General features: G+C 51.3%; 13 protein-coding genes. 7 read left to right on the plus strand and 6 right to left on the minus strand.

The genetic code is table 11. The annotated features are described in order from the left end of the window. The first annotated feature begins 85 nt into the window (after positions 1-85). A complete protein-coding gene (locus tag OQ371_RS08050; protein ID WP_265993273.1) occupies positions 86-1,900 on the plus strand; it encodes a glycosyltransferase in 1,815 nt (604 codons plus the stop codon). Positions 1,901-1,993: 93 nt separating this feature from the next. On the opposite strand, the gene OQ371_RS08055 is transcribed toward OQ371_RS08050, so the two are convergent. Next, entirely contained in the window at positions 1,994-3,364 is a 1,371-nt protein-coding gene (locus OQ371_RS08055; protein WP_265993274.1) for a DUF349 domain-containing protein, read from the minus strand. A gap of 71 nt (positions 3,365-3,435) precedes the next feature. Here OQ371_RS08055 and ettA point away from each other — a divergent pair, with 71 nt between their 5' ends. The 3 genes from ettA to OQ371_RS08070 all read left to right on the plus strand — a co-directional run bounded on the left by ettA (position 3,436) and on the right by OQ371_RS08070 (position 7,815). Further along, complete coding sequence (gene ettA / locus OQ371_RS08060; RefSeq protein ID WP_265993275.1) at positions 3,436-5,103, plus strand: energy-dependent translational throttle protein EttA; 1,668 nt, start codon at positions 3,436-3,438, stop codon at positions 5,101-5,103. A gap of 112 nt (positions 5,104-5,215) precedes the next feature. Continuing rightward, positions 5,216-6,034, plus strand: coding sequence for an aminotransferase class IV (locus OQ371_RS08065; protein WP_265993276.1), 819 nt, complete (start codon positions 5,216-5,218; stop codon positions 6,032-6,034). A 62-nt stretch (positions 6,035-6,096) separates the two neighbouring features. Next, the gene (locus OQ371_RS08070; RefSeq protein ID WP_265993277.1) at positions 6,097-7,815 is read left to right on the plus strand and encodes a GMC oxidoreductase; all 1,719 of its coding nucleotides are present in this window, start codon (positions 6,097-6,099) and stop codon (positions 7,813-7,815) included. 64 nt (positions 7,816-7,879) lie between these two features. Here OQ371_RS08070 and OQ371_RS08075 read toward each other — a convergent pair whose 3' ends face one another. Beyond that, complete coding sequence (locus OQ371_RS08075; protein ID WP_265993278.1) at positions 7,880-8,626, minus strand: GLPGLI family protein; 747 nt, start codon at positions 8,624-8,626, stop codon at positions 7,880-7,882. Between the two features lie 20 nt (positions 8,627-8,646). Then, on the minus strand, positions 8,647-11,457 hold the full coding sequence (locus tag OQ371_RS08080; protein WP_265993279.1) for an outer membrane beta-barrel protein: 2,811 nt from the start codon (positions 11,455-11,457) through the stop codon (positions 8,647-8,649). A gap of 441 nt (positions 11,458-11,898) precedes the next feature. Here OQ371_RS08080 and OQ371_RS08085 point away from each other — a divergent pair, with 441 nt between their 5' ends. After that, complete coding sequence (locus OQ371_RS08085; RefSeq protein WP_265993280.1) at positions 11,899-12,195, plus strand: hypothetical protein; 297 nt, start codon at positions 11,899-11,901, stop codon at positions 12,193-12,195. A 443-nt stretch (positions 12,196-12,638) separates the two neighbouring features. Beyond that, positions 12,639-14,378, plus strand: a complete 1,740-nt coding sequence (locus tag OQ371_RS08090; protein WP_265993281.1) for a sensor histidine kinase — start codon at positions 12,639-12,641, stop codon at positions 14,376-14,378. Positions 14,379-14,423: 45 nt separating this feature from the next. Here the strand turns inward: OQ371_RS08090 and OQ371_RS08095 are convergent, their stop codons facing one another. From OQ371_RS08095 to OQ371_RS08105, 3 genes are all read right to left on the minus strand, one after another. After that, entirely contained in the window at positions 14,424-16,361 is a 1,938-nt protein-coding gene (locus tag OQ371_RS08095; RefSeq protein ID WP_265993282.1) for a glycoside hydrolase family 9 protein, read from the minus strand. A gap of 137 nt (positions 16,362-16,498) precedes the next feature. After that, positions 16,499-16,699, minus strand: coding sequence for a hypothetical protein (locus tag OQ371_RS08100; RefSeq protein WP_265993283.1), 201 nt, complete (start codon positions 16,697-16,699; stop codon positions 16,499-16,501). Positions 16,700-16,911: 212 nt separating this feature from the next. Continuing rightward, positions 16,912-22,371: an alpha-2-macroglobulin family protein gene (locus OQ371_RS08105; RefSeq protein WP_265993284.1), complete on the minus strand. Its 5,460-nt coding sequence runs from the start codon at positions 22,369-22,371 to the stop codon at positions 16,912-16,914. 204 nt (positions 22,372-22,575) lie between these two features. On the opposite strand from OQ371_RS08105, the gene OQ371_RS08110 reads away from it, so the two are divergent. Continuing rightward, the gene (locus tag OQ371_RS08110; protein WP_265993285.1) at positions 22,576-23,100 is read left to right on the plus strand and encodes a pyridoxamine 5'-phosphate oxidase family protein; all 525 of its coding nucleotides are present in this window, start codon (positions 22,576-22,578) and stop codon (positions 23,098-23,100) included. Positions 23,101-23,167 lie beyond the last annotated feature (67 nt).

A 23,167-nucleotide genomic window follows, 5' to 3' on the forward strand; every position in this document is an offset into this window, starting at 1 on the left:
ACATAATAATCCGTAAACAGTCTTCTTACTGTTGCTCGGGTAAGTAAAAAAAGGTAGGTTAGCCACCCCTAAAAATTGTATAGCATTGGAATCGTTGCTCTCTGCATCTAAGCGAAAGTTGCTCATTGAAGCCGCCTGGGAAGTGTGTAACCAGGTAGGCGGTATTTATACGGTTATTCGGTCGAAAGTGCCGTCGATGGTTGAAAAGTGGGATAACGACTACATCCTGCTCGGCCCGTATTTTCCCCAGCGGGCGGCTGTTGAATTCGAACCCATCACGCACGACGACGGTACCGAAATCGGTCGGGTGGTGCAGAGTATGCGGTCGCGGGGCCTCGATGTTCAATACGGTTACTGGCTCATTACCGGTAAGCCCCGGGTGGTGCTTTTTGGCATTCAAAGCCTGGGGGCCGGTCTGGATCAGGTTAAATACGGACTCTGGCAACGGCACGGCATCTCCACCCTGGGCGTTGAAGACCTGGTAAATCAGGTGGTCGGGTTCGGGGAGATGATCCGACTATTTCTGACCGAACTGGCCGAAGAAAGCGCCCGCCATGTCGACATTACGGTCCACTTCCACGAGTGGATGGCCAGCAGCGGTTTACCGGATCTACGCCAGGATAACGTCAAAATCGCGACGGTTTTCACGACCCACGCGACGATGCTCGGCCGCTATCTGGCACAGAATGAATCCGGTTTTTACGGAAAACTCCCCTTTTTCGACTGGCAACGCGAAGCCAAGCACTACAACATTGAAGCGCAGGCTACCATTGAACGGCTTTCGGCCCAGCTATGCCATGTTTTCACCACCGTCAGCGACGTAACCGCCCGCGAGTGCGAAGTTTTCCTGGGCCGCATTCCCGACTTGATTCTGCCCAATGGCCTCAACATTGTCCGGTTTACGGCGGTGCACGAATTCCAGAACCTGCACGTCAAGTACAAGGAGCGGATTCACGAGTTTATCATGGGGCACTTCTTCCAGAGTTATTCGTTTGACCTGGAAAAGACGTTGTATTTTTTCACCTCAGGACGGTTTGAATTCAGTAACAAAGGCTACGACCTGACGCTCGAAGCCCTCGCCCGTCTGAATTATAAAATGCAGGAAGCCAACATGGACACCACGGTGGTGATGTTCATGATTACCAAACAGCCGTTCCGGTCCGTCAACCCCGATGTTCTGCACAGCCGCGCCCTGCTGGACGAAATTCAGGAAACCTGCAAAGCCATCGAAAACGAATTGGGAAATAAACTATTCCTGAGTGCGGCTTCGGGCGAAGACATCAACCTGCCGGATTTGAACCAGTTTGTGGATGAATACTGGCGGCTCCGGCTCCGGCGAACCATTCAAAGCTTTAAGACCAAAAACCTGCCCCCGTTTGTAACGCACGATCTGGTTCAGGAAGACGATATGGTGCGGTTTATCCGGCAGATTCAGCTGGTCAACAACGCCCACGACCGGGTGAAAGTCGTTTACCACCCGGACTTTATTTCGTCGACCAACCCGCTCTTCGGGCTGGATTACGGCCAGTTTGTGCGGGGTTGTCACCTGGGCGTTTTCCCAAGCTATTACGAACCCTGGGGCTACACGCCACTGGAATGCGTGGTGCGCGGTATTCCGACCGTCACGAGCGATTTGTCCGGTTTTGGCGACTTTATCATGCAGATCATGCGCGATTACGAAAACCGGGGCATTTACGTTGTCAACCGCAAAACGCAGACGTTCAACGAAGCCGCCGAACAACTGGCCAACATTCTGTTCCGGTTTGTCCGGCTCTCGCAGCGCGACCGCATTACGCAGCGCAACCGCGTGGAGAACATTGCGGAAGTCTTCGACTGGACCAACCTCCGCTCCTACTACGATACCGCCCACGATCTGGCCCTGAAGCGCCGGAAACCGTGAACTCGGTAAGCGAATAAAGACAAAAGACAAGAGAGTAAAGAAAACCGTATTGGAATTCTTTACTCTCTTGTCTTTTGTCTACCTTCTATCTTCTCAGTACTGATTCAACTCTTTATTAAACTCCACCAGTATCTGTTCTTTCATAGCAATTTTGCGCTTTTGGGTATTCACCTTGTTCATCATCATCTTATCAGCCTCCTCATTTCCCGGGCGTCCCATGCTGTCCATGCTGCTCATTGACATGGCCAGATCGCTTTTTTCGCGACGAACCAGATACTCCAGTTCCCGAACTTTCGTCCGCAACTGCTCCGAACGGCTTTTGAGCTCAAAAGCCGGGTATTTGCGGGTGATTACACGTTCGAGATAGTTTAATTCAAAAATCTTATCACAGGCGGAGCGGAACCGATCGGCGACGGTTTTGTCGACCAGTTTAAACGGAATCTTGATTTCCTTCCACTGGTTGAGCAATTGTTTCGCCCGGTCGGCGGCCGCTGGGATGTCAGACTGTTTAGCCAGTTTCTCCACTTCGTCGGCCATTTTCATCTGCTGTTCTACGCGCGGGTCAATCCGGACTTTCGGCTGGATACCCCGCGCCAGGTTGTAGCGATCGAAAACGGTTTTGGTGGCCCGACGGTATTTTTTGAGGATCTTGCCGGATTTTTTGATCGGCACTTCACCCACTTCTTTCCACTCGTTGTTCAGGTTCCGAATCAGGTGGTAAGCTTCCGTCAGCACCTTCATGTACCGTTCTTCGGCAATGTTGGCACGTTCAAGGGCTTCCCCTTCCAGACCGTCGCGTTTGAACGGACGGCTGCGATCGGCTTCGTAGATCGTCCGCACCGCCCGTTCCGCCTGCGCAATCAGGCTATCGTAGCGGTCCATGCGCTCCTGAATCACCTTGTTTTGCTCATTGAAGAACTCGCGCCGACGCTGGAAAAACCCGTCTAACGTTTCGCCGAAACGTGTTTCGATGGTTTCGTCCAGTTCTTTGTCGACCGGGCCAGTTTTGATCCACTTTAACTTAATTTCCTGGAGCTTCTCGGCGGTTTCCTTCCATTCGCTGTTGTCAGCAACGGATTCGGCTTCGGCCAGCAACGCTTGCTTGATTTCAAGGTTTTTGAGCTGGTTCGTCCGAATCAGTTCCACCAGTACTTCTTCCAGCTCATCGAGCCGGTTCAACAACGGAATGAAGTTACCGATGGCATCGAAATTCAGGAGTTTTTTCCGCAACTGAACAAGTTTTGTCAGGTAGGACCCTTTATTCTGGGCCTCCTGAACTTCCTGCTCGAGTTGGTTTACCTTGTTTTCGGCAATTGTAAACCTGTTTTTGAAATAATCGAGCGCTTCCTGTTCTGTGCGTTTCACTTCACCGATTTGCCGGTCCGGATAGCTGAGGTAGCCCGATAAGAATACCTTTCCGTCTTTGACGTAACCGTATTCGTCTACCAATTGAGCCTGTTCCATTATTTTACTCTTTAAGACTGAGCTATGGGTTTAATTGTTGATATTTGCCACCTACAAAAGTAACCAAAACCATGAGTCAGGAAACGATTATATTCTCAATGGCGGGTGTCAGTAAAATTATTCCGCCAAACCGACAAATCCTAAAGAATATCTACCTTTCCTTTTTTTACGGCGCAAAAATCGGTGTTTTAGGCTTGAACGGCTCCGGTAAATCAACACTGCTGCGCATCATCGCCGGTATTGACAAGAACTACCAGGGCGAAGTTGTGTTTTCACCGGGCTACTCCGTGGGCATGCTGGAACAGGAACCGCAGCTCGATCCAGACAAAACCGTGAAGGAAGTCGTGGAGGAAGGTGTACAGGAAACCGTGGATCTGCTGAAGGAATTTGACCAGATCAACGAAGCCTTTGGCGACCCCGACGCTGACTTCGACAAACTCATTGCCAGACAGGGCGAGGTCCAGGAAAAACTGGATCACCTCAACGCCTGGGAACTGGATAACCGGCTTGAGAAAGCCATGGACGCACTTCGGTGTCCGCCCTCGGATGCCAAAGTCGCTAATTTATCAGGCGGTGAAAAGCGCCGGGTAGCGCTTTGCCGCCTGCTGCTCCAGCAACCTGATGTGCTGCTGCTCGACGAACCGACCAACCACCTGGATGCCGAGTCGGTGTTGTGGCTGGAAGAGCATTTGCGCCAGTACGCCGGAACCGTTATTGCCGTAACGCACGACCGTTACTTCCTGGACAACGTAGCGGGCTGGATTCTGGAACTCGACCGGGGCGAAGGCATCCCCTGGAAAGGCAACTATTCATCGTGGCTCGACCAGAAGCAGACGCGTCTGGCAAAAGAAGAGAAACAGGAGTCCAAACGCCAGAAAACCCTGCAACGCGAACTCGAGTGGGTTCGGATGGCCCCCAAGGCCCGCCAGGCCAAGTCGAAGGCGCGATTGGGTGCTTACGAAAAGCTGTTGAGCGAAGAAAACCGTCAGAAGGAGGAAAGACTGGAAATCTTCATTCCGGCGGGTCCGCGTCTGGGTTCGAAGGTGATCGAAGCCCACGGTGTTTCCAAGGCTTTTGGCGACCGGTTGCTGTTCGAAGATCTGAATTTCCAGTTGCCGCAGGGCGGTATCGTGGGCATTATTGGTCCGAACGGTGCAGGTAAAACGACGCTGTTTAAACTCATCACCGGCAAGGAGCAACCCCAAAACGGCACCTTTGATGTCGGTGAAACCGTGAAGTGGGCCTACGTTGATCAGGAACACGACGGTCTGGACCCGGATAAGACGGTTTTTCAAACCATTTCCGAAGGCAGCGAATGGATTATGCTGGGCGGCAAACAAGCTAACGCCCGGGCTTACGTCAGCCGGTTTAACTTCACCGGTTCGGATCAGGAGAAAAAAATCAGCAACCTGTCGGGCGGGGAGCGCAACCGCGTTCACCTGGCGATGATGCTGAAAGAGGGCGCCAACCTGCTCCTGCTCGATGAGCCCACCAACGACCTCGACGTGAATACGCTCCGGGCGCTGGAAGAAGGTCTGGAAAATTTTGCCGGTTGCGCCGTCGTTATTTCCCACGACCGCTGGTTCCTCGACCGCGTGGCCACGCACATTCTGGCGTTTGAAGGCGATTCGCAGGTTTACTGGTTTGAAGGCAACTTCTCGGAATACGAAGAAAACCGCAAAAAACGGCTGGGCAGCGATGCCACGCCGAAGCGGATTAAATATAAAAAACTGGTGTAAACAAGCTGAACGGTCTCGAACGGAGATTGCACGGATTATAGGATGTAGCTGAATCTTTCTCCTGGTTAATTCTTAAATCCGTGTGATCTCCGCTCAGAAATCAGGATAGGGTATGTACGGTTATTTCAACGGCTCCATTCTTCCCGTCGAGCAAATTGCCTTTGGCATTACGGATCTTGGCTTGCTGCGCGGCTTCGGATTATTCGATTATTTCCGCACCTACAACGGTCGGCCCTTTCAGTGGGACTGGTACTGGGAACGGTTTGCCAATTCGGCGGCCAAAATGCACTTGCCCGTACCGATCAACAAAGAAGAAGCTCACCGGGTGGTTCTGGAGCTGATTGATAAATGCAACCTGCCGGACATCGCCGTACGGTTTGTCATGACGGGCGGTTACAGTCCCGACAGCATCAGCGTCGTCAGGCCCAACCTCCTGATGATGGCGGAAGAAATTCACCCCACCCCGCCGAACCAGTACGAAGAAGGCATCAAGGTGATTCTGGACGAATACGTCCGCGAAATGGCCGAAGTAAAAAGTACGGACTACAAACGGGTGATTCTGCTTGCTCAGGCCATCCGGTCGGCGCGGGCGTCGGACGTGTTGTACCACAAAAACGGCGAAATCAGCGAATTGAGCCGGAGTAACTTCTTTCTCTTTAAAGGGGATCGACTGATTACCCCCAACCGCCACATTCTGCACGGCATTACGCGCCGAACTGTCATGCACCTGGCCCAGAACGACTTTCAGGTTGAAGAAGGCCCCGTCACGCTTTCCGACCTCTACGATGCCGACGAAGCGTTTACAACCAGTTCGACGAAGAAAGTCCTTCCGATTGTTCAGATCAGCGACCTCACCATTGGCGACGGAAAACCCGGCCAACGCACGCGGTTTTTGCTCGATGAGTTCAACGAACTGATCAAAAACTGGTAAGCATCAGAACCGGGATTTCCGTATCTTGCCAATTGATCGAGACGACTTCAATTACTATTTCAATGCATTTGAACGGAAAAGCCCGGGAACAGATGAGCTACGATGCCATTGTGATCGGTTCGGGAATCAGCGGAGGCTGGGCGGCCAAGGAACTGTGCGAAAAAGGCCTGAAAACGCTGGTATTGGAACGGGGCCGCCCGGTGAAACACGTGACGGACTACCCCACCGCCATGGCCAATCCGTGGGACCTGCCCCACCGCAACCGAATGCCCGATGCTTTCGAAACCGCCAACCCCGTTGCGACCAAGTGTTATGCCCTGGACGAAGCGACGCAGCAATTTTTCGTCAAAGATGCCGACCACCCTTATATTCAGGAGAAACCGTTCGACTGGATTCGGGGCTATCAGGTGGGCGGCAAATCGCTGATCTGGGCGCGGCAAACCCAGCGGTGGAGCGACTACGAGTTTCAGGCACCCGCCCGCGACGGTTTTGCGGTCGACTGGCCCATCCGTTACGCCGACCTGGCCCCCTGGTACAGCCATGTTGAACGGTTTGTTGGTATCAGCGGCAACAAAGACGGTATCGACAGCCTGCCCGACGGCGAATTTCTGCCGCCGTTTGAACTCAACTGCGTTGAAAAACACATTCAGAAAGCCGTAAGAGACAACTATGCCGATCGGCACGTCATCATCGGTCGCTGCGCCCACCTGACCAAACCCCAGGCCGTTCATTTGCAGCAGGGCCGGGGCCAATGCCAGTCGCGGAGCCTGTGTTATCGGGGGTGCCCGTTTGGCGGTTATTTCAGTTCCAATTCGGCGACCCTTCCTTGGGCGGCCAAAACCGGTAATCTGACCCTGCGACCCGATTCTGTTGTTCATTCAATTATGTATGACGACAAAAAAGGGTCTGGCAGGGCGACCGGCGTGCGGGTGATTGATGCCAACACGAAGCAGATGACGGAGTATTTCGCCAAGATCATTTTCGTCAACGCGGCTGCTCTCAATTCCAACCTGATTTTGCTGAATTCAACGTCCAGCCGTTTTCCAAACGGTTTGGGCAACGACAACGGTTTGCTGGGTCGTTACGTGGCTTTTCACAATTACCGGGGCAGCCTGACGGCAGCGTTCGACGGGTATGAAAATCAGTATTTCTACGGCCGTCGGCCCACCACGGCTTTTATGCCCTCATTCCGGAACGTGAAAAAGCAGGAAACAGATTTTCAGCGGGGGTATATGGTGGCGTTCAGCGCCGGTCGGGCGGGCTGGGGACGCGGCATGGGCCAGGAAGGCTTCGGCGCCGAATTCAAAGAAAGCCTGCTGACACCCGGCAACTGGAGCGTGTACATGATGATGCAGGGCGAAACCGTACCGAAGTACGAAAACCACGTTCGATTGAGCCCAGATCAGAAAGATCCGTTTGGCATTCCGCAACTAATTACTTCGATTGGGTACGATGCGAACGACGAGAAGGTGATCAAAGACTTTTTAGTGCAGGGGGCTGAAATGCTGGAAAAGGCGGGTTGTAAAAAGATCGCGTCGTACGACGACAACCGGAATCCCGGTCTGGATATTCACGAAATGGGGGGCGTTCGGATGGGCCACGACCCCAAAACTTCGTTGCTCAACCAGTGGAACCAGCTTCACACTTGTAAAAACGTGTTTGTTACCGACGGGGCCTGCATGACGTCCGTCGGCAACCAAAACCCGTCCATCACCTTCATGGCCTTGACCGCCCGGGCCGCGAATTATGCGGCAGCGGAATTAAAGAAAGGAAACCTGTAGAGTGAGTTATGAGTGAAGAATGATGAGTGGGTTACTGCATCTAATTCTTCACTCATCATTCTTCTTAATACCGTATCCCCCAATACGGGTTTTCCTGCGCTTTGATGCTGGACTGGATATGGTCTTTGATGATCTTGTCGTAATCGGCCGTTTTAATTTTCTTTCCTTTTATTTTCTTACTGGCGGTAAGCTCTTTCGACACATCCCGAAGGTCGATCTTAGTAGCCGTCACCACGGCATCCCCATCATTTATATCCAACTCCAGAATTAAGCCCGGTAAGCCAGAATATTGTTCCGGCCCTGCCGAAACCGGAATGTCCTGAGCAAACCAGGCGACAATTTTTTGTCCTCTGATGGGATCTTCAGTTTCGGCCTTCATGCAAATGTGTCCGGCAATATCCTTCAACTGGTTCAGAATTTTCCATTGGGGCGTTTTCAGCGAATCTTCAACGAGGTAGGTTTTTCCCAACATTTCGATCACATCCGATTTGGTTTCCTGTTTGAAATCCCGCCGGATAATATAATCGCTGTTCCGGGAGGAATACCGGCCGTCTTCGCTTCGCCAGTATTCGTCTTCGTTCGTATAAAGGCTCTGATCTTCGTTAAAATAGAGAACCAGCTTATGCTTGCTCTCACTAAAATTTTTGTAAGACGCCTTCATTCGTTCTTTCTGGTCCAGACTTAGAAACGGCAGTCGGGCCAGGATTTTAGCAAAATCCTGCGTTCGTTCATAGGTAACCACGCCTTCCAGCTTCTGGGCTATCGTCGGGAACGCCGACAGGAGAAAAATCAGCAACAAAATCCTCTTCATATTATTTATTATTTTGCGTATTACCAGCCATTATTCTGACGCATCTGCGATTTTAAGCCCCGAACGTTATAGGAAACGGAGAGCATAAAATATTGAGCCAGTGTCTGAACCACTTCCCGTTGGACGAAATTCTGATAGGCCTGCTGCGTAATGCCCCGGTTTTTGTTGAAAACATCATACGCCGTCAGTCGTACCTCCGCCTTATTATCCTTCAGGAACTGCTTATATACCGCCAGATTCAGGATGGGTAGCTTCTGTGTAAAGGGAAACCGTTCATTTTTCAGCTTATAAACCTGGTAATTCATTTGTCCATTGAAGAAAATACCGCCGGGGAACTGAATATTCATCGAACCACCATAATTGTGATTATAAATCTTCTGGTTCTGGCTTGAATTGATTGAGTAGCGTGTATCCGTAAAGCCCCAGTTGAAATACGGATAGAGCGTAAACTTATCAAAAAGTGTCAAGTCAAGATTGGCCCGGAAGTTATAATTATCACTTCGGGTATCGTTCAAGACGGTATTGATATAAATGGGGTTCTTGTTAAAGTTCAAGCTACTGCTCAGGTTTAAAGTTGCCTTAGTTTTTTTCAGCGGAAAGCCAAAATTAAGATAAGATCCTACACGGGTACCACCACTAATATTCTCAGGCCGACTGGTTGTTATCAGATTTTCATCTATAGTTTGGTTGTAAACGATCTGGTTGATATTGTACCCGTAGTTAAGATTCACATAGTAGTTGATAAAATTGCCGGGATTGAAGCTACTGAAGGAGCCGTTAAAATTGTGAGTCAGCGAAGGCAATAAACCCGGATTTCCTTCCTGAATGAACCGGGGGTTACTGTTGTCAACCACGCCGGGCTGTAACTGGCTGGTTTGGGGCTGCTGAATGTTTACATTGTAATACAACCCCATGCTCTTGTTTTTGAGCCGGTAATTGCCCGAGAAATTGGGCGCTATGGTAAAATACTGGCGGTTCACATTCGTGAAAGACGTTGCAGTCTGGTCCGGGGCAAACCGGCCCGCCAGCTTGTACCATACACCGGCCAGACCACCTGATATATTAAACCCCTTATCCGAATAGCGAATCACCGTTCCCGCCCGGTTATACGTATAATCATTGGTGTAATACCGGCTCAGGGCATTATTTCGTCTGGAGCCTTCATCGAACACATCCCGATCCACCTTGTCATTGCGCAGGCTAAAATTGTAAAACGTTTCCCAGAACATGGTTTTCGTTAACGGCTCAATGTAGTGCAGGCTGGATTTGAGTTCGGTTCTCAGGCTCGAATTAGTAACATCCTGATTAATCCGTACAATGGTCGGGCCGGCGCCGGTGCTATCCGTAAAGAAGGTGTTTGTTGAGCGTTGTGTGGCCAAACCATCGCTATCATTCAGGTTAAAGGCCACACTAGCCGCGAAGTTGCGCCCTTTCTTCAAAAACTTGTGCCGAAAAATAGCCGTTGTGGCCAATTGAACACCATTAAAATTATTACGGTTATCTAAATTGGTTTGGCTTGTATCCGTTGCCCGGTAAAAGTTCTGGTTACTGAATTGGGCGTTATTGCCGCTGTTCGCGCGCAGGTTGCCAATCAGAACCAAGGTATTGAGCGAATCAAGTTGCTGTTCATACCGTGCACTGCCCCGGTGATTACGGCTGAAGCTCCCCTGGCTATTGCCGCCAGTGGTCACAAAAGTGCCTTCGGGTAAAAAGGTTTGTTTATCAAACGTCGAGTTAAGGGTTTGGCCGGTCTGGTTGTAGAAGTAATTGGAACTGAGCTTGGTCTTCTTCGTGTCGTAATTGTAATTGGCCCCACCGGCATAATTACGGGAGAATCCCCGGTTGCTGCTGTAGCCCCCCGTCACTGGAACGCCCATGCCATCGTCTCCGCCAAAAAAGTACATCCCTCCGCTGTAGAATCCAAAATCACCCTGGTCCTCCCAGTTAAACGACTGACTGCCGCGAAAATCCTGATAATCGTCCCAGGATAAGCCCGTCTGGTTAATGTTGTTACCAAAACCCAGCACCGACATCTGCTCCTTGGTATTGAATCGGTTGTAATTTCCCCGTAATTGAAAACGATCTTTGGTGCCTGCTCCGGCCGTTACTTTTCCAAAACCGCCCCTTTTGTGGCTTTCCTTTAAGGCCAGGTTAACGGCTTTTTCCCGTTTTCCATCATCGATGCCAGTGGTTTTGGCGGCCTCCGTTTTATCGTTGAAAATCTGAATTTTGTCAATAGCTTCGGCCGGCAGGTTTTTGGTCGCCAGTTTTGGATCGGTACCGAAAAAAGTCTTGCCGTCCACCGTCACTTTTTTAACGTCCTCACCCTGGGCCTTAATATTACCGTCCTGATCCACCTGTACACCCGGCAGGCGTTTCAGCAGCTCCTCCACCGTTGATCCGGCCGGTACTTTAAATGAACTGGCGTTGTACTCAATCGTATCCCCCCGAATGGAGAGCGGAGCCCGGGCGGTTTTCACCACCACCTCCAGCAGTTCTTTTTGAATAGGGCGGATTTCCAGTGCGCCCAGATCAGTTAGGTCCCCGCTGCCCGGACTGACTTCTTTCTGGAGGGGCAGAAAGCCGACGTACGATACCTTCAGGATATACGGAGCCCGTTTTACGTTCCGGAACTCAAAGGCTCCTTTGTCGTTCGTTCGTCCAAAATTGACCAGTGCCGAGTCTTTTGGAGTCAGCAGCATGACCGTGGCACCGGGAAGAACAGCTTTATTGGTATCTGTAATGGCCCCCCGAATGGTAAAGCGGGGTGACTGGGCAAAAGCCGTACAATAGCCAGCCAGCAACAGAAGCAGCAAGAGAAGTTTTTTCATGGGATAGGAATTGGTTGTGAATCAGAGCCGGTAAATTCTAAAGAATTATCATTCGTTGCTGAAAGTTAACATTTTTTAGTAGTTACAACTATAATACTAGTTAAAAAATTATTTTTGTAGGTAGTTGAGCGGAAGTGAGAAATGCTGGTATGATCATAAAATTTTTGGAAAGACACTATCAACCAAGAAATGTTGCACCGACTTTCCTTTAAGAATGATATTAAAGAGAAAAAGCCGGGAGTGTGGCCAAAATATTTTGCTTTTTTGGAGAGCGCCGTGCAACGTCAGCAACCCGCACTGCATCTTTTGGACGATTAGCAATCCCATAAACCCTCTGGTAGTACAAAAGCCGGAGCTAAACGATCAGCATAGCGGGGCACCATTACTTTCCAAAAACACCGTATCATGAATTTGATGAACTCTTGGGCTACCCGGACCCCTATGGCCACTCCCCTGACCCATTACACCGTTGAAATGGAACACAGCGGTTTATCCGGCTGGATCAACTACCGCGAATCCATGCTGACGTTACGCTTCTCCTATGAGCGGATGCTGACCTCCCTCTACGTCTTTGTACCGGGCGACGAACAATGGTCCGCCTACTGCCGTAGTTCCGGTGCCCGAACCGCGACCCCCCGCCGAACCGAAATCATCCAGCGGATTGCCGCAGAACTTCGCACGCAACAAGCGTCGTCGATGGTTCAGATTAATGAATACGGAATTGAAGTGGTATTTTAACCCCAAAAGCCCATAACCAGCGCTAACCGATCATTTATTCTAATCGATTAAACGAAGCCTATTACTTACCTCAACTTGAAAAGTTAGCAAGATTCTTATTTAAGGCCCTCTTCTTAAAACTACCTATAATACTACGATTTACCTAGCTTCATTATCAAAAATGATCCTCACACCATTTGATTAGTCTTTTACGTTCGTAATCTGGAAGTTCCATTCCCGGCACATGCTAATTATCAGACATATACTAGATCATAACGCAATTAGTTTAAAGTAATCCGGGACAAAATACATCCTTCTTTCATAAGTATTTATTACCATTTCTTACAGACTTTTATTAGCTTTAAAAGCAATTCCAGTTTGTCTAAGTTATGGTTACTTCTGCTTTTCAATGCAAATTCGTGTTAATCTTCCTGTTTATTACCTATGGGTTGATAAGTACGGGCATGGCTCAGCAACCAGCTCCCCTTAAACTTCAAACCGATAAGCTGCTTTATGCAGACTCGGTCTACCAGGAGGCTATCACAGAAAAGGATTCCCTGAAACTGGCGGAAGCTTATTTTCTGTACGGTAAGACTTACAACTCAGCCGGCGATTATTTGATGTCCCAGCAGTGGTTCCTGCACTCCCTGGCCATTCTTGAACCTCGGGGCGATTCGTATGCTCTCAGTCGCCTTTACAGTGTGCTATCGTACCTGCAGGAGAATTACCAGGAAACTCTCCACTATGCTTTCCTGTCGCTGGCCGTCAGCCGCCGTATAAAATCAGATAAGGCACTGATGCGCGCCTATCTCACGTTGGCCCATATTTATCAGACAGATTGGTCTGGAAAGAACCAGCATGTGTACGGCATCCTGTCGTCCAATGTGTACCGAATGGATTGGTCCAAAGCCGGGAAGAAACCGAACTTGCCCAAACCCAGGGCCGACAGCGCCTTATATTACATTAAAAAGGTGTATGAGCTCTCTTACAAGCTGAATGATCACGTTGCCATGATTGAGTCCAATATTCACCTGGGGCGTTTTCTGTGGAATACGTATCAAAATCCGCGGGCTCTTGACTACTTACAAAAAGGGCTGGCTATAGCAACGGCAGATACCGAAGAGCGGATGCAGATAAGGTTAATGCTGTACATGACTTCTGTTCACATTGCCCGCCGTCAGCCCACCCAGGCGGCCCGTTTACTCACTGAGGCCCAGCAACTGCTTGATCGAAGCGACATCAATGATTATTTCATCAATGCGCAGTTTGAAGGGGCCTATACCGATTACTATTCCTTAATTGGAGATTGGAAACGTGCTTTTGAACATGGTCAGAAACTCCATACGATGGAAATTAACAATTACATCGCCGACCACGATGGGGCCGTAACCCGGCTGAGTATGGAGTATAAATCAGAGCAGAAGGAAGCCAAGCTGCGGGCTCAGAAAAATGAACTGGAGTTGCGTTCGGAAACGTTGCGGGCTCAGCAGCGACTGACGTGGGCCATATCGGCGCTGTTGGGCGTAACGGTGGCGATGGCCATTGTTTTTTTCCGGCTTTACCGCAAAAATCGGCGCATGAGCGAACGGAATGTGGAATTGGTTCGGGAACAGAATCACCGCGTAAAGAACAACCTACAGGTGATTTCGAGCCTGCTGAACCTGCAATTTAACCAGCTTACTGACGAAAACGCCAAACGAATGGTCGAAGAAAGCCAGATGCGGGTGCAGGCGATGTCTATTCTTCACCAACGGCTTTATGCTGGCGATGAGCAGGGTGATCAGCAGGTTGTCGTGGATACCTCCGAATTCATCATTGAACTGGTCGAAGAGGTCTTAAAAGCTTACGGTTATTCGGCCATTCATCCCATCTACGATCTGGACCCTCTGGAGCTATCCGCTGATGAAGCCCTGCCGCTGGGCCTTATCATCAACGAACTGACTACCAATGCCTGTAAATACGCCTTTGCCGACCACCCCTACCCGGCTTTCAGCATTTCAAGTCGACGAAACGGAAACAAATTCACGCTGTCAGTAACCGATAATGGCCCCGGCTTACCCAGCCACGTCAGCATGGACGGTTCTTCAAATCAACGACTTACGTTTGGATTGCGGCTGATCCTAATGGAAGTCCAGCAGTTGCAGGGGACGTGTGAGTTTGAATCAAAAGGGGGGACCCACTTTTCAATGGAATTCAAGGTTTGACACCGTTACAACCAATCTCTTTGCTTGATTCCGCTACGGCTTTCTCTACCGCCGTCTCCTCTTTTTCTTGACTGATGAACGACGCACGGCCGTTTTCTTCCGTCCTGATGACGATTTCCGTTTTACCGACCTCCGAACCGGTGCTTTCTTTTTAACCACCTTCGCCTTGGCCGGAGTAGCTACAGCCGGTGTCTCCGTGGCTTCGGCCTGTTTTGACGCCAGCAAGTAAACCAGGGAAGCGGTTCCATCCATGGTTGGCTCGTTGGTGCTGTAATCCCCGTAATCGTCGTGATAGACCACCAAATCGCTCTGAAAGGCCTCATATTCGTCCGGTTCTTTGAGCTCAATACCGATCAGGTTTTTATAAATCCGTCCGTAAACCGGCCCGTCGACCAATCCACCATCAATCGGGTGCTTGCCTAAGTGGGTAAAAGCCGAATGCGGATCGGCGGGCGTGTCGGCTCCGGCGGGCAACCCATACACAAAGCTAGTCCCCCAGGGATTGCAGCCAAACAGCCAGTCGAAACACGCCTGTTCAAGCTGTGCGTAACGGGTATCGCCGGTCAGTTTACGATACCAAAGGCATTGAATGGCGAAGGATGCAGTCAGGTTATTGCTGCACCAGATGAAAGGAACGCCCCGGTAGAAAGCATTGTTCTGCGCCTTTTGCCAGACTTTTTCAATACCGCTCCGGTAGAAGCCAATGATGTGCTGACGCCGGGAATCAACCACCCGTTTGGCAACTTCATAGTGTCCGATGTTAATAAACGGATACCACTGATAATGCCGGGCCGTATCAGTTCCCAGCCAGGGCGTAACGGGTTCGATCAGGCCGTAGGCGTAAGCACTGTTGAGGTAATCGGCGGCCTTGTAACCCTGTATCCGGGCAGCATTGTAAAGCTCAACAGCCGCCAGTTCCATATCATCAACGTAATTGTCTTCTTCGTAAAAGTAAGGCGACCGGCCCGGGGCCGTCTGGCATACGCCCGGCTTTTGCAACCCCAGCTTATAGGCTGTCTGCGCCCGCTGCCATAACTTTTCGGCGTAATCCTGATCCCGGCGACGCAGTACCTGGAAGCCCAGTGCAAAAGCGCTACTAAATTTACCAGCGGTGGAAGCGATGCCGGTCGACCGGTTCTTGTGTTTGAACAAGCCCTGCGGTTTGCCGGTCGCAAAATAGACCGGCCGTTCGTATCCTTTTCCGTAAGCGCTGTCCTGCTTCGGAATCCGCAGGCCCGAATGGTCCCGGTCGTCAGCCAGTTGGTTGAACATCCAGTCGTCTTTGGGGTGCATTTTCAAAAGCCAGTCGAGGCCCCAGCGGGCTTCATCCAGCACGTCGGCCTGGTTGTTGCCGCCTTCGAGTCCGTTGGCCTGATGACGATCGCTGAATACGCGCGGAAAATCCCGGTAAGCAGCCAGCAAATGGTAAGTTGCGTTGGCGGAGGTTGTTACGTACTGAAGGTAATCCGATGCATCGTGCCACCCACCCGAAACGTCGATGTACGTGCTGTCGGGCATGGGGCCGTACATGGTGTACCCGTCGTGCGTATGGCAGGAATCTTTCAGAAAGGGGTTATAGCCGCTGCGTTGCTGGCGCATGTACCGCAGGCAGAAATCAGCCGTTCCGTTGTAGACTTCGTCCGCGATCGAAAACTCCGGCGACTGGACGGTTCCAACCTTCAGATAATACCGTCCTGGCTTGCGGACAGCGGAGAAATCAAGTCGATAAGTTTGCGTGAAAGGACCGTAGGCACCGAAGTCTCTTCCGACCGTGTTTTCGTAAACTACTTTCCCGGTTTGCACCTCAACTACCTGAAAAGGCTGCGCTACCGGTTCTGTTGTTTTGCCGGCCCAAACGGCCACTTTTGCTCCCGCCGGTCGGTACCCCAGAAAATTGATTCGTATCCAGGCCTGCTCATCAACGGTCGCTCTAAAAGCAGTAATCCAAATAATTATTCCAATCAGCAAAAATAATTTCCTCATCGATAGGCAAGTTACAATTTTTACCGTTCGTGAAGGAAAGTCTTCCTAAATGAAATAAACCCATCCCTTAACATTTTTGAATAAAGTTAGGGGATGGGTCCAGTATGGATATAGTTTCAGAACCTTGAATCGATCAATCAATAACGCCGTTCGAGCATTTCAAGAATACGCAGCCAAGGCATACCACTGCGGATAAACTCATCCAGCGGAATTTCAGAAAGAAGGTTAAAACGCTTTTCCAGGCTCTCTTCGATGGGTTGATTCTTCTTGGAAGAATGTTGACGATAGAGTTCATCGCCCATCATGCTGGATAATAAATAATAACGATTGTACTGCATGAGATTACTTAAACTTTTCGGTGACACAAAAGTAGGCTACAAAAGTTCTTTTTGCAACCCGTTTAAATATATTATTGCAACCAACCTACTCCTAATCAGGGAGAAACAAACTGATTAGCTACCCCAGCGAAAACCTATTTAGTTAAACTACTTGGGGATATATACTTAATAGACGTGGAGTGATTCAAAAAGTCACATTTCAGTTTCTTCTTTTAGTTAACGGTTATGCTGCTGCCACCAGAGTAGCTTCGAAGACTGGCATCGTACATGGCGTCGGCAGATACCGGCCCTAATGTAAACCGTCCTTTGGAAACAACGCGGACCAGATAGTAGAATATTTGCTCCTTACCGCCCGCCGAAGCAAAAAAATGAATCCGGTCATCGCGCACATCGAAATGTTCGGGGGTGGAGGCTCCTTTCAGCCAGGGCATTTCCCGGGGTTCGGTCAGACGCGGGTTTTCGATCTCGAATCCGGCGGGCAACATATCAGTGACAACCACGTTGTTAACCGGAATACCGTTGTCGCTCGTTAAAGAGATCCGTACCACGACCAAATCATTCTGCCGGAACGAAGTCATCGGTGCTCCGTCGCGGTTCAGAAATTCCCGGCGCACCCGCAGCCCCGCGTCCACCTCCTCGTAAGTTCCCGTGGCGCTCAGCCCCTCGGTTTGGGCAAACCAGTATAGATTTCCGCTGCCCTGCGCCGTGAGTTTCAGCTTTTGGTTGGCAATACCGGCCGTCAAGGTGAGCGTTTTACCGGTAAACTGACCCACCGGTTTGCCGTTGGCGGTGAGCGTTGCAGTGGCCGTTGATTGAGCGGCTTTTTTAGCCAGTTTCCCGAGGGCGAGCACCGCAAAAACAGACTCCTGCGTGTTCAGGTACGGACTGGAATTCAGGGCCAGCGACAATTGCCGGGCCAGCGCCGGAATCTGCAGATTATCCGAGTCGGTTTCCAGCAATGTGTTCAAGACCAGCCCCAGGTTTCGGATCGGGGAAGCGTAACTGCCACCCGATTGCCGTCGGTTAGTGGTGTTAATAAACTTTTTCGGTAACAAGACCTCGTAGCTGCGCGTATCACCGGTCAGGTAGAACGCAGCCGCCAGCAGATACCGGCTGTCGGCCGTCAGTTTGGTTTCGCCGGACCGCAACGCCATGGTTTTGTAATAATTCATGGCCGACCGGTTGGGCTGACCGCTCAGCGCCAGCGTGTATAATCCGTACAGGTTCTGCCGACTGATTATTTTACGAACAGCGTTACCCGTCTCCTCAAAAATCACTTCATCCTCCAGCGCGGGGCTACCGGTGCGAACCGTAAGGCGGTCGAGGGCCTTGCTGTAAACCGAGGGATTGATTTCAAAACCGGCCCGCCGGGCTTCGGTTAGAAAATGAACCGCGTAGGCCGAGGCCCAACCGTCTTCCGTGGGCAAACCAGGCCACATGCTGAAACCACCGTCGGCCAGTTGCAGGGATTCTACGCGCCGAACTGCTTCCTGAACCGTGTAAGTCGGATTCTGATCACTTTCGCCGGAACGCACAAAATACGTTCCCGGTTTGCCCATCGTTTTGAGCACATCGGCGAAATACAATTGCGGAAAAGCCTTGGAAATGGTTTGTTCCATGCAGCCGTACGGGTAGCCAAGCAGGTACGACAGTTCCCGGCTTACCTGCACCATTGGCGACCGGCCAACGGTTAGCTGGCTCCGTACCGTACCGGGAATAAATGCGTTGGTAAAATCAATGGTCTGGGACTGATTTGCCCCCACGACGCCCGACTGGGCCGTTTTCAGCAACGATGTAACCGGTCGGACGGTCAGGTCGATGCTTTCGGAGAACGTTTCGTTTATCCCCTTTACCAACACCGTCATGTTTCCCGTTCCAAGGGCGGTTTTCGCCTTGACCGCAAACGTGGTGCGGGTTTCCTGACCCGGCGGAATGGTGAGATGCTGCGTTGTTGACCCACTCGCCAGCAGAGCGCCGGTTAGTCTGAGCGAAGCCGTCACCGAAGCCGGTTTCCGGGTTGTATTGCTGATGGTAACGGGCAGGCTTAGTTCGTCATCCGGGCTCAGGAAGCGGGGTGCGCCGGTGCTGATCACGAGCGGGTCGGCCACTTTCATGTTCTGCGTTGCCGAACCAAATGCTTTGTCTTTGTAGGCGACGGCCATGATCCGTAAATCCCCCGAGAATTGCGGGATTGCTACCTCAAAACTGGCTTCTCCGCTGCCGTTCGCTTTCAGGACTCCGCTCCACAACGCCACCAGTTTTACCCGCCCGTTGCTCAGCGGGTTGATGCGTTTCCCTAATTCATACCCGTCGCCCCCCGACGACGAGCTTCCGGCAATGGTTAATTCCGGGTACAAAAACGAATACAAATCATGGCTACCGACTTCCAAAGCGCGTTTCTGGTAAAAATAACCGTGAATATCCGGCGTCGGATAGTTTTTCAGCTGTAAGATTCCCTCATCGACAACGGCCACGGTCAGCTCGGCATTGGGCCGGGTTTTAATCGAAATGCGCTGGTTAGTTTTGGACCGCGACTGAGCCGCTGCGGAGATCGTTACGGGGAGTTTCGTGTCGGGGTCCTGCACCCGAACCGGCGCAAAACCGTGGGCGACCGTCAGCGGCAAATTGGAGCCGTCGACGGGGCGAATGAGCGTTGCTGTCACGTATACCGTGGGCAGGTGCGTTTCGTTCAAACTAACGGTTAATTCGGCCGACTTCTGGTCTGTTTCCAGCACGTGGGTTTCCAGTACCCGGTTGCGTTCCACTGCCACCAGCAACTTGCCCGCAAATGGCGTTTTAAACAGCACCTTTGCCTTGTCGCCCACCTCGTACTGCTCTTTGTCAAACTCCATCAGCACCTGACCCTCCGTGCTGACCTCAAACGAGGAGCTTTGGGTGGTTCCCAAACCGTAGGCGTAATACGATACGGCGGTGTAGGCCGCAATCCGATCACCGTTTTGGTCCGGTCGCCGGATGCGCACTTCGTACTCCCCGGATACCGTCGGCACGTAGCTGAACCGGGCCCGTCCGTCGGCCAAGGTAAGCTTGTTGGAATAGACAACCTTTTCGCGTTTTTTCGACACATACCGCAATTGTTCGTATTGTTTTTCGATCACGGTCTGGTACTCAAACCGGACGACCTCGGCCAGCGCCGTGGCGCCTTTCTGCAACGCACCGTTCCGGTCGACGGCCACCACATCGACGGGCAGGGGGGTATTGGTGCCTACGTACGAATCCGCCAGCCGGATTCCGTAAAAAGTTGGCTGCGTAAACACTTCAAACCGCTTCAGACGGTTGACAGGTCGGCTGTTTTCGTCAAAAACCGTCACGAACAGATTACCGTCCAGCACTCCGATATTCTGGTAACTCACCGGAACCGGGAACCGCTCGATGGCTTGCCCACGGGCATCCGTGACCCCCTGGCGCAGATTTTTTTCAAACCTTGCCTGACTTTGGATGGCAAACGTATAATCCGGAAATGGCCGGGCCGTAAACGCCCGTTGCTTCAGTTGCAGGTCCATTTCGTAAGTCCGTCCGGCGGCCGGAGGGCCAAACAGGTTTGTCGCCGTAGCGGTCATGGTGATGGTTTCGCCGGGGCGGTAGGCATCGCGTTCCGTGCGGGTTTCCACCCGGATACGGTCCGGAATAAACTCTTCAATACTGATGTTTCGCGACGCCAGCAGCACCTCGTTGGCGTTGTAGACCTCGGTTACGTACGTACCCGTAACCGCGGCCGGGTCGATGGGCACATCGGTAGCAACCGCCCCCTGTTCGTTGGTGGTTTGGCGAAAAACCCGGTATTCCTTTCCGGTGGGTGACAGAATTTTGATTTTCAACGGTATTTCACCAACGCTTTCCCAAACCGGATTGCGAATGACGGTGTTGAAGTGAATCGTTTCGCCGGGGCGGTAAATGTTGCGGTCGCCGTAAACGAAAGCGTCAAAGCCCGTTGGATTGTCGCGCTTGCCTTCTACCTCGAACCGCGACGTTTCGACTTTTGCGTCCTGCAACAGCAGATAGTTGAAGTCATCGTCCGCTTTTGCCGATACCAGCGCCAGTCTGGAGCCGGGGCTTTTCTCCGCAATGTTCTCAAAATGGGCCACGCCCTTCCCGTTGGTTTGTACCGTAGCGATCTCCTGATTGTTGCCACTGACCAGCGTAATGGCTACGTTGGCCAGCGGTTCGGTGGTTTTAATGGAATTGGCAAAAACCCAAACCTCATTGCTTCCCTGTTTGGCAATCAGGCCAATATCCGAAACAGAAACGAGCTTGGTTGCATTGATGTAGGCATTTTCCTTGGAGCTGACCGTCACCAGGTAAATACCGCGCGGTGGATTTTTGCCGGGTGCGGGGAGGTCGGGGAGGGCCAGGTTGAGCGCCGAAACGCCCTTTACTTTAGGCAAATTAACGGTTTCGACGGTTTTGTTGACGATGATGTCGCTGTATTGCTGCGGTTCGTCTTCGTAGTAAACGTGCGTTCCCAGCGGTTGCCACTGCCCGTCAATTTCGCCGTGTTCTTCATACCGACCGGAGCGGAGGTAGTGCAAAATGTTGTTTTCGTAAATCTTGGCAATTTTTACGTCCACCTTCGGCACGTTCACAATGTTGACGCCCACGTTTTTTGCGCCTTTTGAGGAAAGATAAACTGCCCGCTTGTTGGCAAATGAAATACCGGCGGGCATTTTACCAAAGAACAAATCTTTCGTTACGGCTTCCTCCAGGCGGGTACCCAGTGTGCCATTCATTTGGTCGGTCAGCGTCAAAACGTACGTTTCGGTTTCGCTGAAATTGCCCCGGATGATGAAGCCGTTTTCAGTCGGCTCAGTGCGCGTCTCGACCGCCGGCGACAGGGTGTAATACGCGCTTAGGTTGTTGGTTTGGAGTTCCTGCGTGGTAACGACACGGATAACGCCTTCGTTGTTTTCGAAGCCGGTTTTAAGGTCTACTACGTCCAGCCGATACGGTGAGGGTAGGGTGGAGGTTTGTTCAAAGTCTTCCCGGGTGCTGAACGTGGTATTCTGCACTTTCAACCCTTTTCCGATCCGCATTTTTAACGGCGTTTCGTTGCGGGACGATGGGGCATCGGCCAATATCACCGGAATGGTTTCGTTCGGAGCGGATTGCAGGACCTGCGTGGTCAACGGTTTTCGCTCTCCGGCTTCTATTTTCAGCAAACCGGCCAGTTCGGCCCCGCTAACGGGATAGTTGAAATTCAGTCTTGCTTTAGCAACCGGGCGGCCCGTTTCCCCGCGTGTCCACCAGAGTTCCGTATTAATCAGTTGCAGATAAGGCGTGTGAAACGTGATGGTTTCGTTATCAAGCGCAAGTTGTTTCTCATCCTGCTGGCGTACCAGGGCGTTGTTCAGGTGGGCTTTGTAATCCGTGGCCGGTTTGAAAGCCACGGCGGGCGAAAACACCAGCTCGTTGGCGGCTGTCCATTTAAAACTTCCCGCCACAGCCGGTTCAAAGGTTACGTATTGCGTCGAATCCCATTCGTTGAGCCGTCCTTCGGGCACCAGGTTTTTACTGAATGTGAATACCAGGTTCTGGCTTTGGGCCACTTCGTCTTCAAAGTTCTGGTTGATTAGCCGGACGGTATTGGTCAGGTGAGAGCAGGTGGTTAACAGAACTGAGGCAGCAAGAGCCAGCAGCGGACGCAGGAACGCCTTCATGGTTTGGTAGGTTGCAGTGTAGAACGTCGAAAGGTCTTAAAAATAGTTGGTATTTTGCAGGGGGACTTAACGAATGTCAACTTCAACCGCTAATCATCCTGCGCCAGAGGTGTAAAACGTTAGATGAAATCAAATCAGGTAGGCCGCAAAACATTACATCTACACAAGCGGTTCTTAGCACTTAACTCTAACTCAACGTATGTTATGCAGGATTCAAGACACGACGAAGAAGGCCACATTCAGAACCTGGCCGGAACCGAAGCCCTCGAGAAGTTGAAAGACCTCGCCGAAGGTATTTGTATGTTTACCACGTTTACCGACAGCCGGCCGGCTCCGAGCCGACCAATGGCCCTACAGGGCGTGGACGAGGACGGTGCGCTGTATTTTTTTAGCGCAGCGTCCTCCAACAAAAACAAAGAACTGGCGGCTGACCCGGCCGTGCAACTTTTCTTCTGCAAGGAAGGCCCGTCGGAATACCTTAGCCTCTACGGCAGTGTGACCGTTTCGCGCGACCGTGAAAAAATTGAAAAGTATTGGAATACGTTCATCAAAACCTGGTTTCAGGGCGGTAAGGACGACCCGGACCTCACGATTATTCGGGTGCAGCCTGAAAGCATCTATTACTGGGATACCAAAAATAACCGGATGGTGTCCTATCTCAAAATCGCGGCTTCGCTCGTGACGGGTAAGACAATGGATGACGGTGTGGAAGGTGAACTGAAGGTATAGCCCTCACTGCGCTCCCCCATAACAATAAAGCCGACCGCGAATCCGCAGTCGGCTTTACAATTTGGTT

It is taken from the genome of Larkinella insperata (assembly GCF_026248825.1).
Classification (GTDB): domain Bacteria; phylum Bacteroidota; class Bacteroidia; order Cytophagales; family Spirosomataceae; genus Larkinella; species Larkinella insperata.

Excerpts from the sequence above, each read along its gene's own strand:
- OQ371_RS08055 (WP_265993274.1), bottom strand. The coding sequence starts at position 3,364 with ATGGAACAGGCTCAATTGGTAGACGAATACGGTTACGTCAAAGACGGA.
- OQ371_RS08065 (WP_265993276.1), top strand. The coding sequence starts at position 5,216 with ATGTACGGTTATTTCAACGGCTCCATTCTTCCCGTCGAGCAAATTGCC.
- OQ371_RS08095 (WP_265993282.1), bottom strand. The coding sequence starts at position 16,361 with ATGAGGAAATTATTTTTGCTGATTGGAATAATTATTTGGATTACTGCT.
- OQ371_RS08105 (WP_265993284.1), bottom strand. The coding sequence starts at position 22,371 with ATGAAGGCGTTCCTGCGTCCGCTGCTGGCTCTTGCTGCCTCAGTTCTG.
- OQ371_RS08090 (WP_265993281.1), top strand. The coding sequence starts at position 12,639 with ATGGCTCAGCAACCAGCTCCCCTTAAACTTCAAACCGATAAGCTGCTT.
- OQ371_RS08110 (WP_265993285.1), top strand. The coding sequence starts at position 22,576 with ATGCAGGATTCAAGACACGACGAAGAAGGCCACATTCAGAACCTGGCC.
- ettA (WP_265993275.1), top strand. The coding sequence starts at position 3,436 with ATGAGTCAGGAAACGATTATATTCTCAATGGCGGGTGTCAGTAAAATT.
- OQ371_RS08080 (WP_265993279.1), bottom strand. The coding sequence starts at position 11,457 with ATGAAAAAACTTCTCTTGCTGCTTCTGTTGCTGGCTGGCTATTGTACG.
- OQ371_RS08085 (WP_265993280.1), top strand. The coding sequence starts at position 11,899 with ATGGCCACTCCCCTGACCCATTACACCGTTGAAATGGAACACAGCGGT.
- OQ371_RS08070 (WP_265993277.1), top strand. The coding sequence starts at position 6,097 with ATGCATTTGAACGGAAAAGCCCGGGAACAGATGAGCTACGATGCCATT.
- OQ371_RS08100 (WP_265993283.1), bottom strand. The coding sequence starts at position 16,699 with ATGCAGTACAATCGTTATTATTTATTATCCAGCATGATGGGCGATGAA.
- OQ371_RS08075 (WP_265993278.1), bottom strand. The coding sequence starts at position 8,626 with ATGAAGAGGATTTTGTTGCTGATTTTTCTCCTGTCGGCGTTCCCGACG.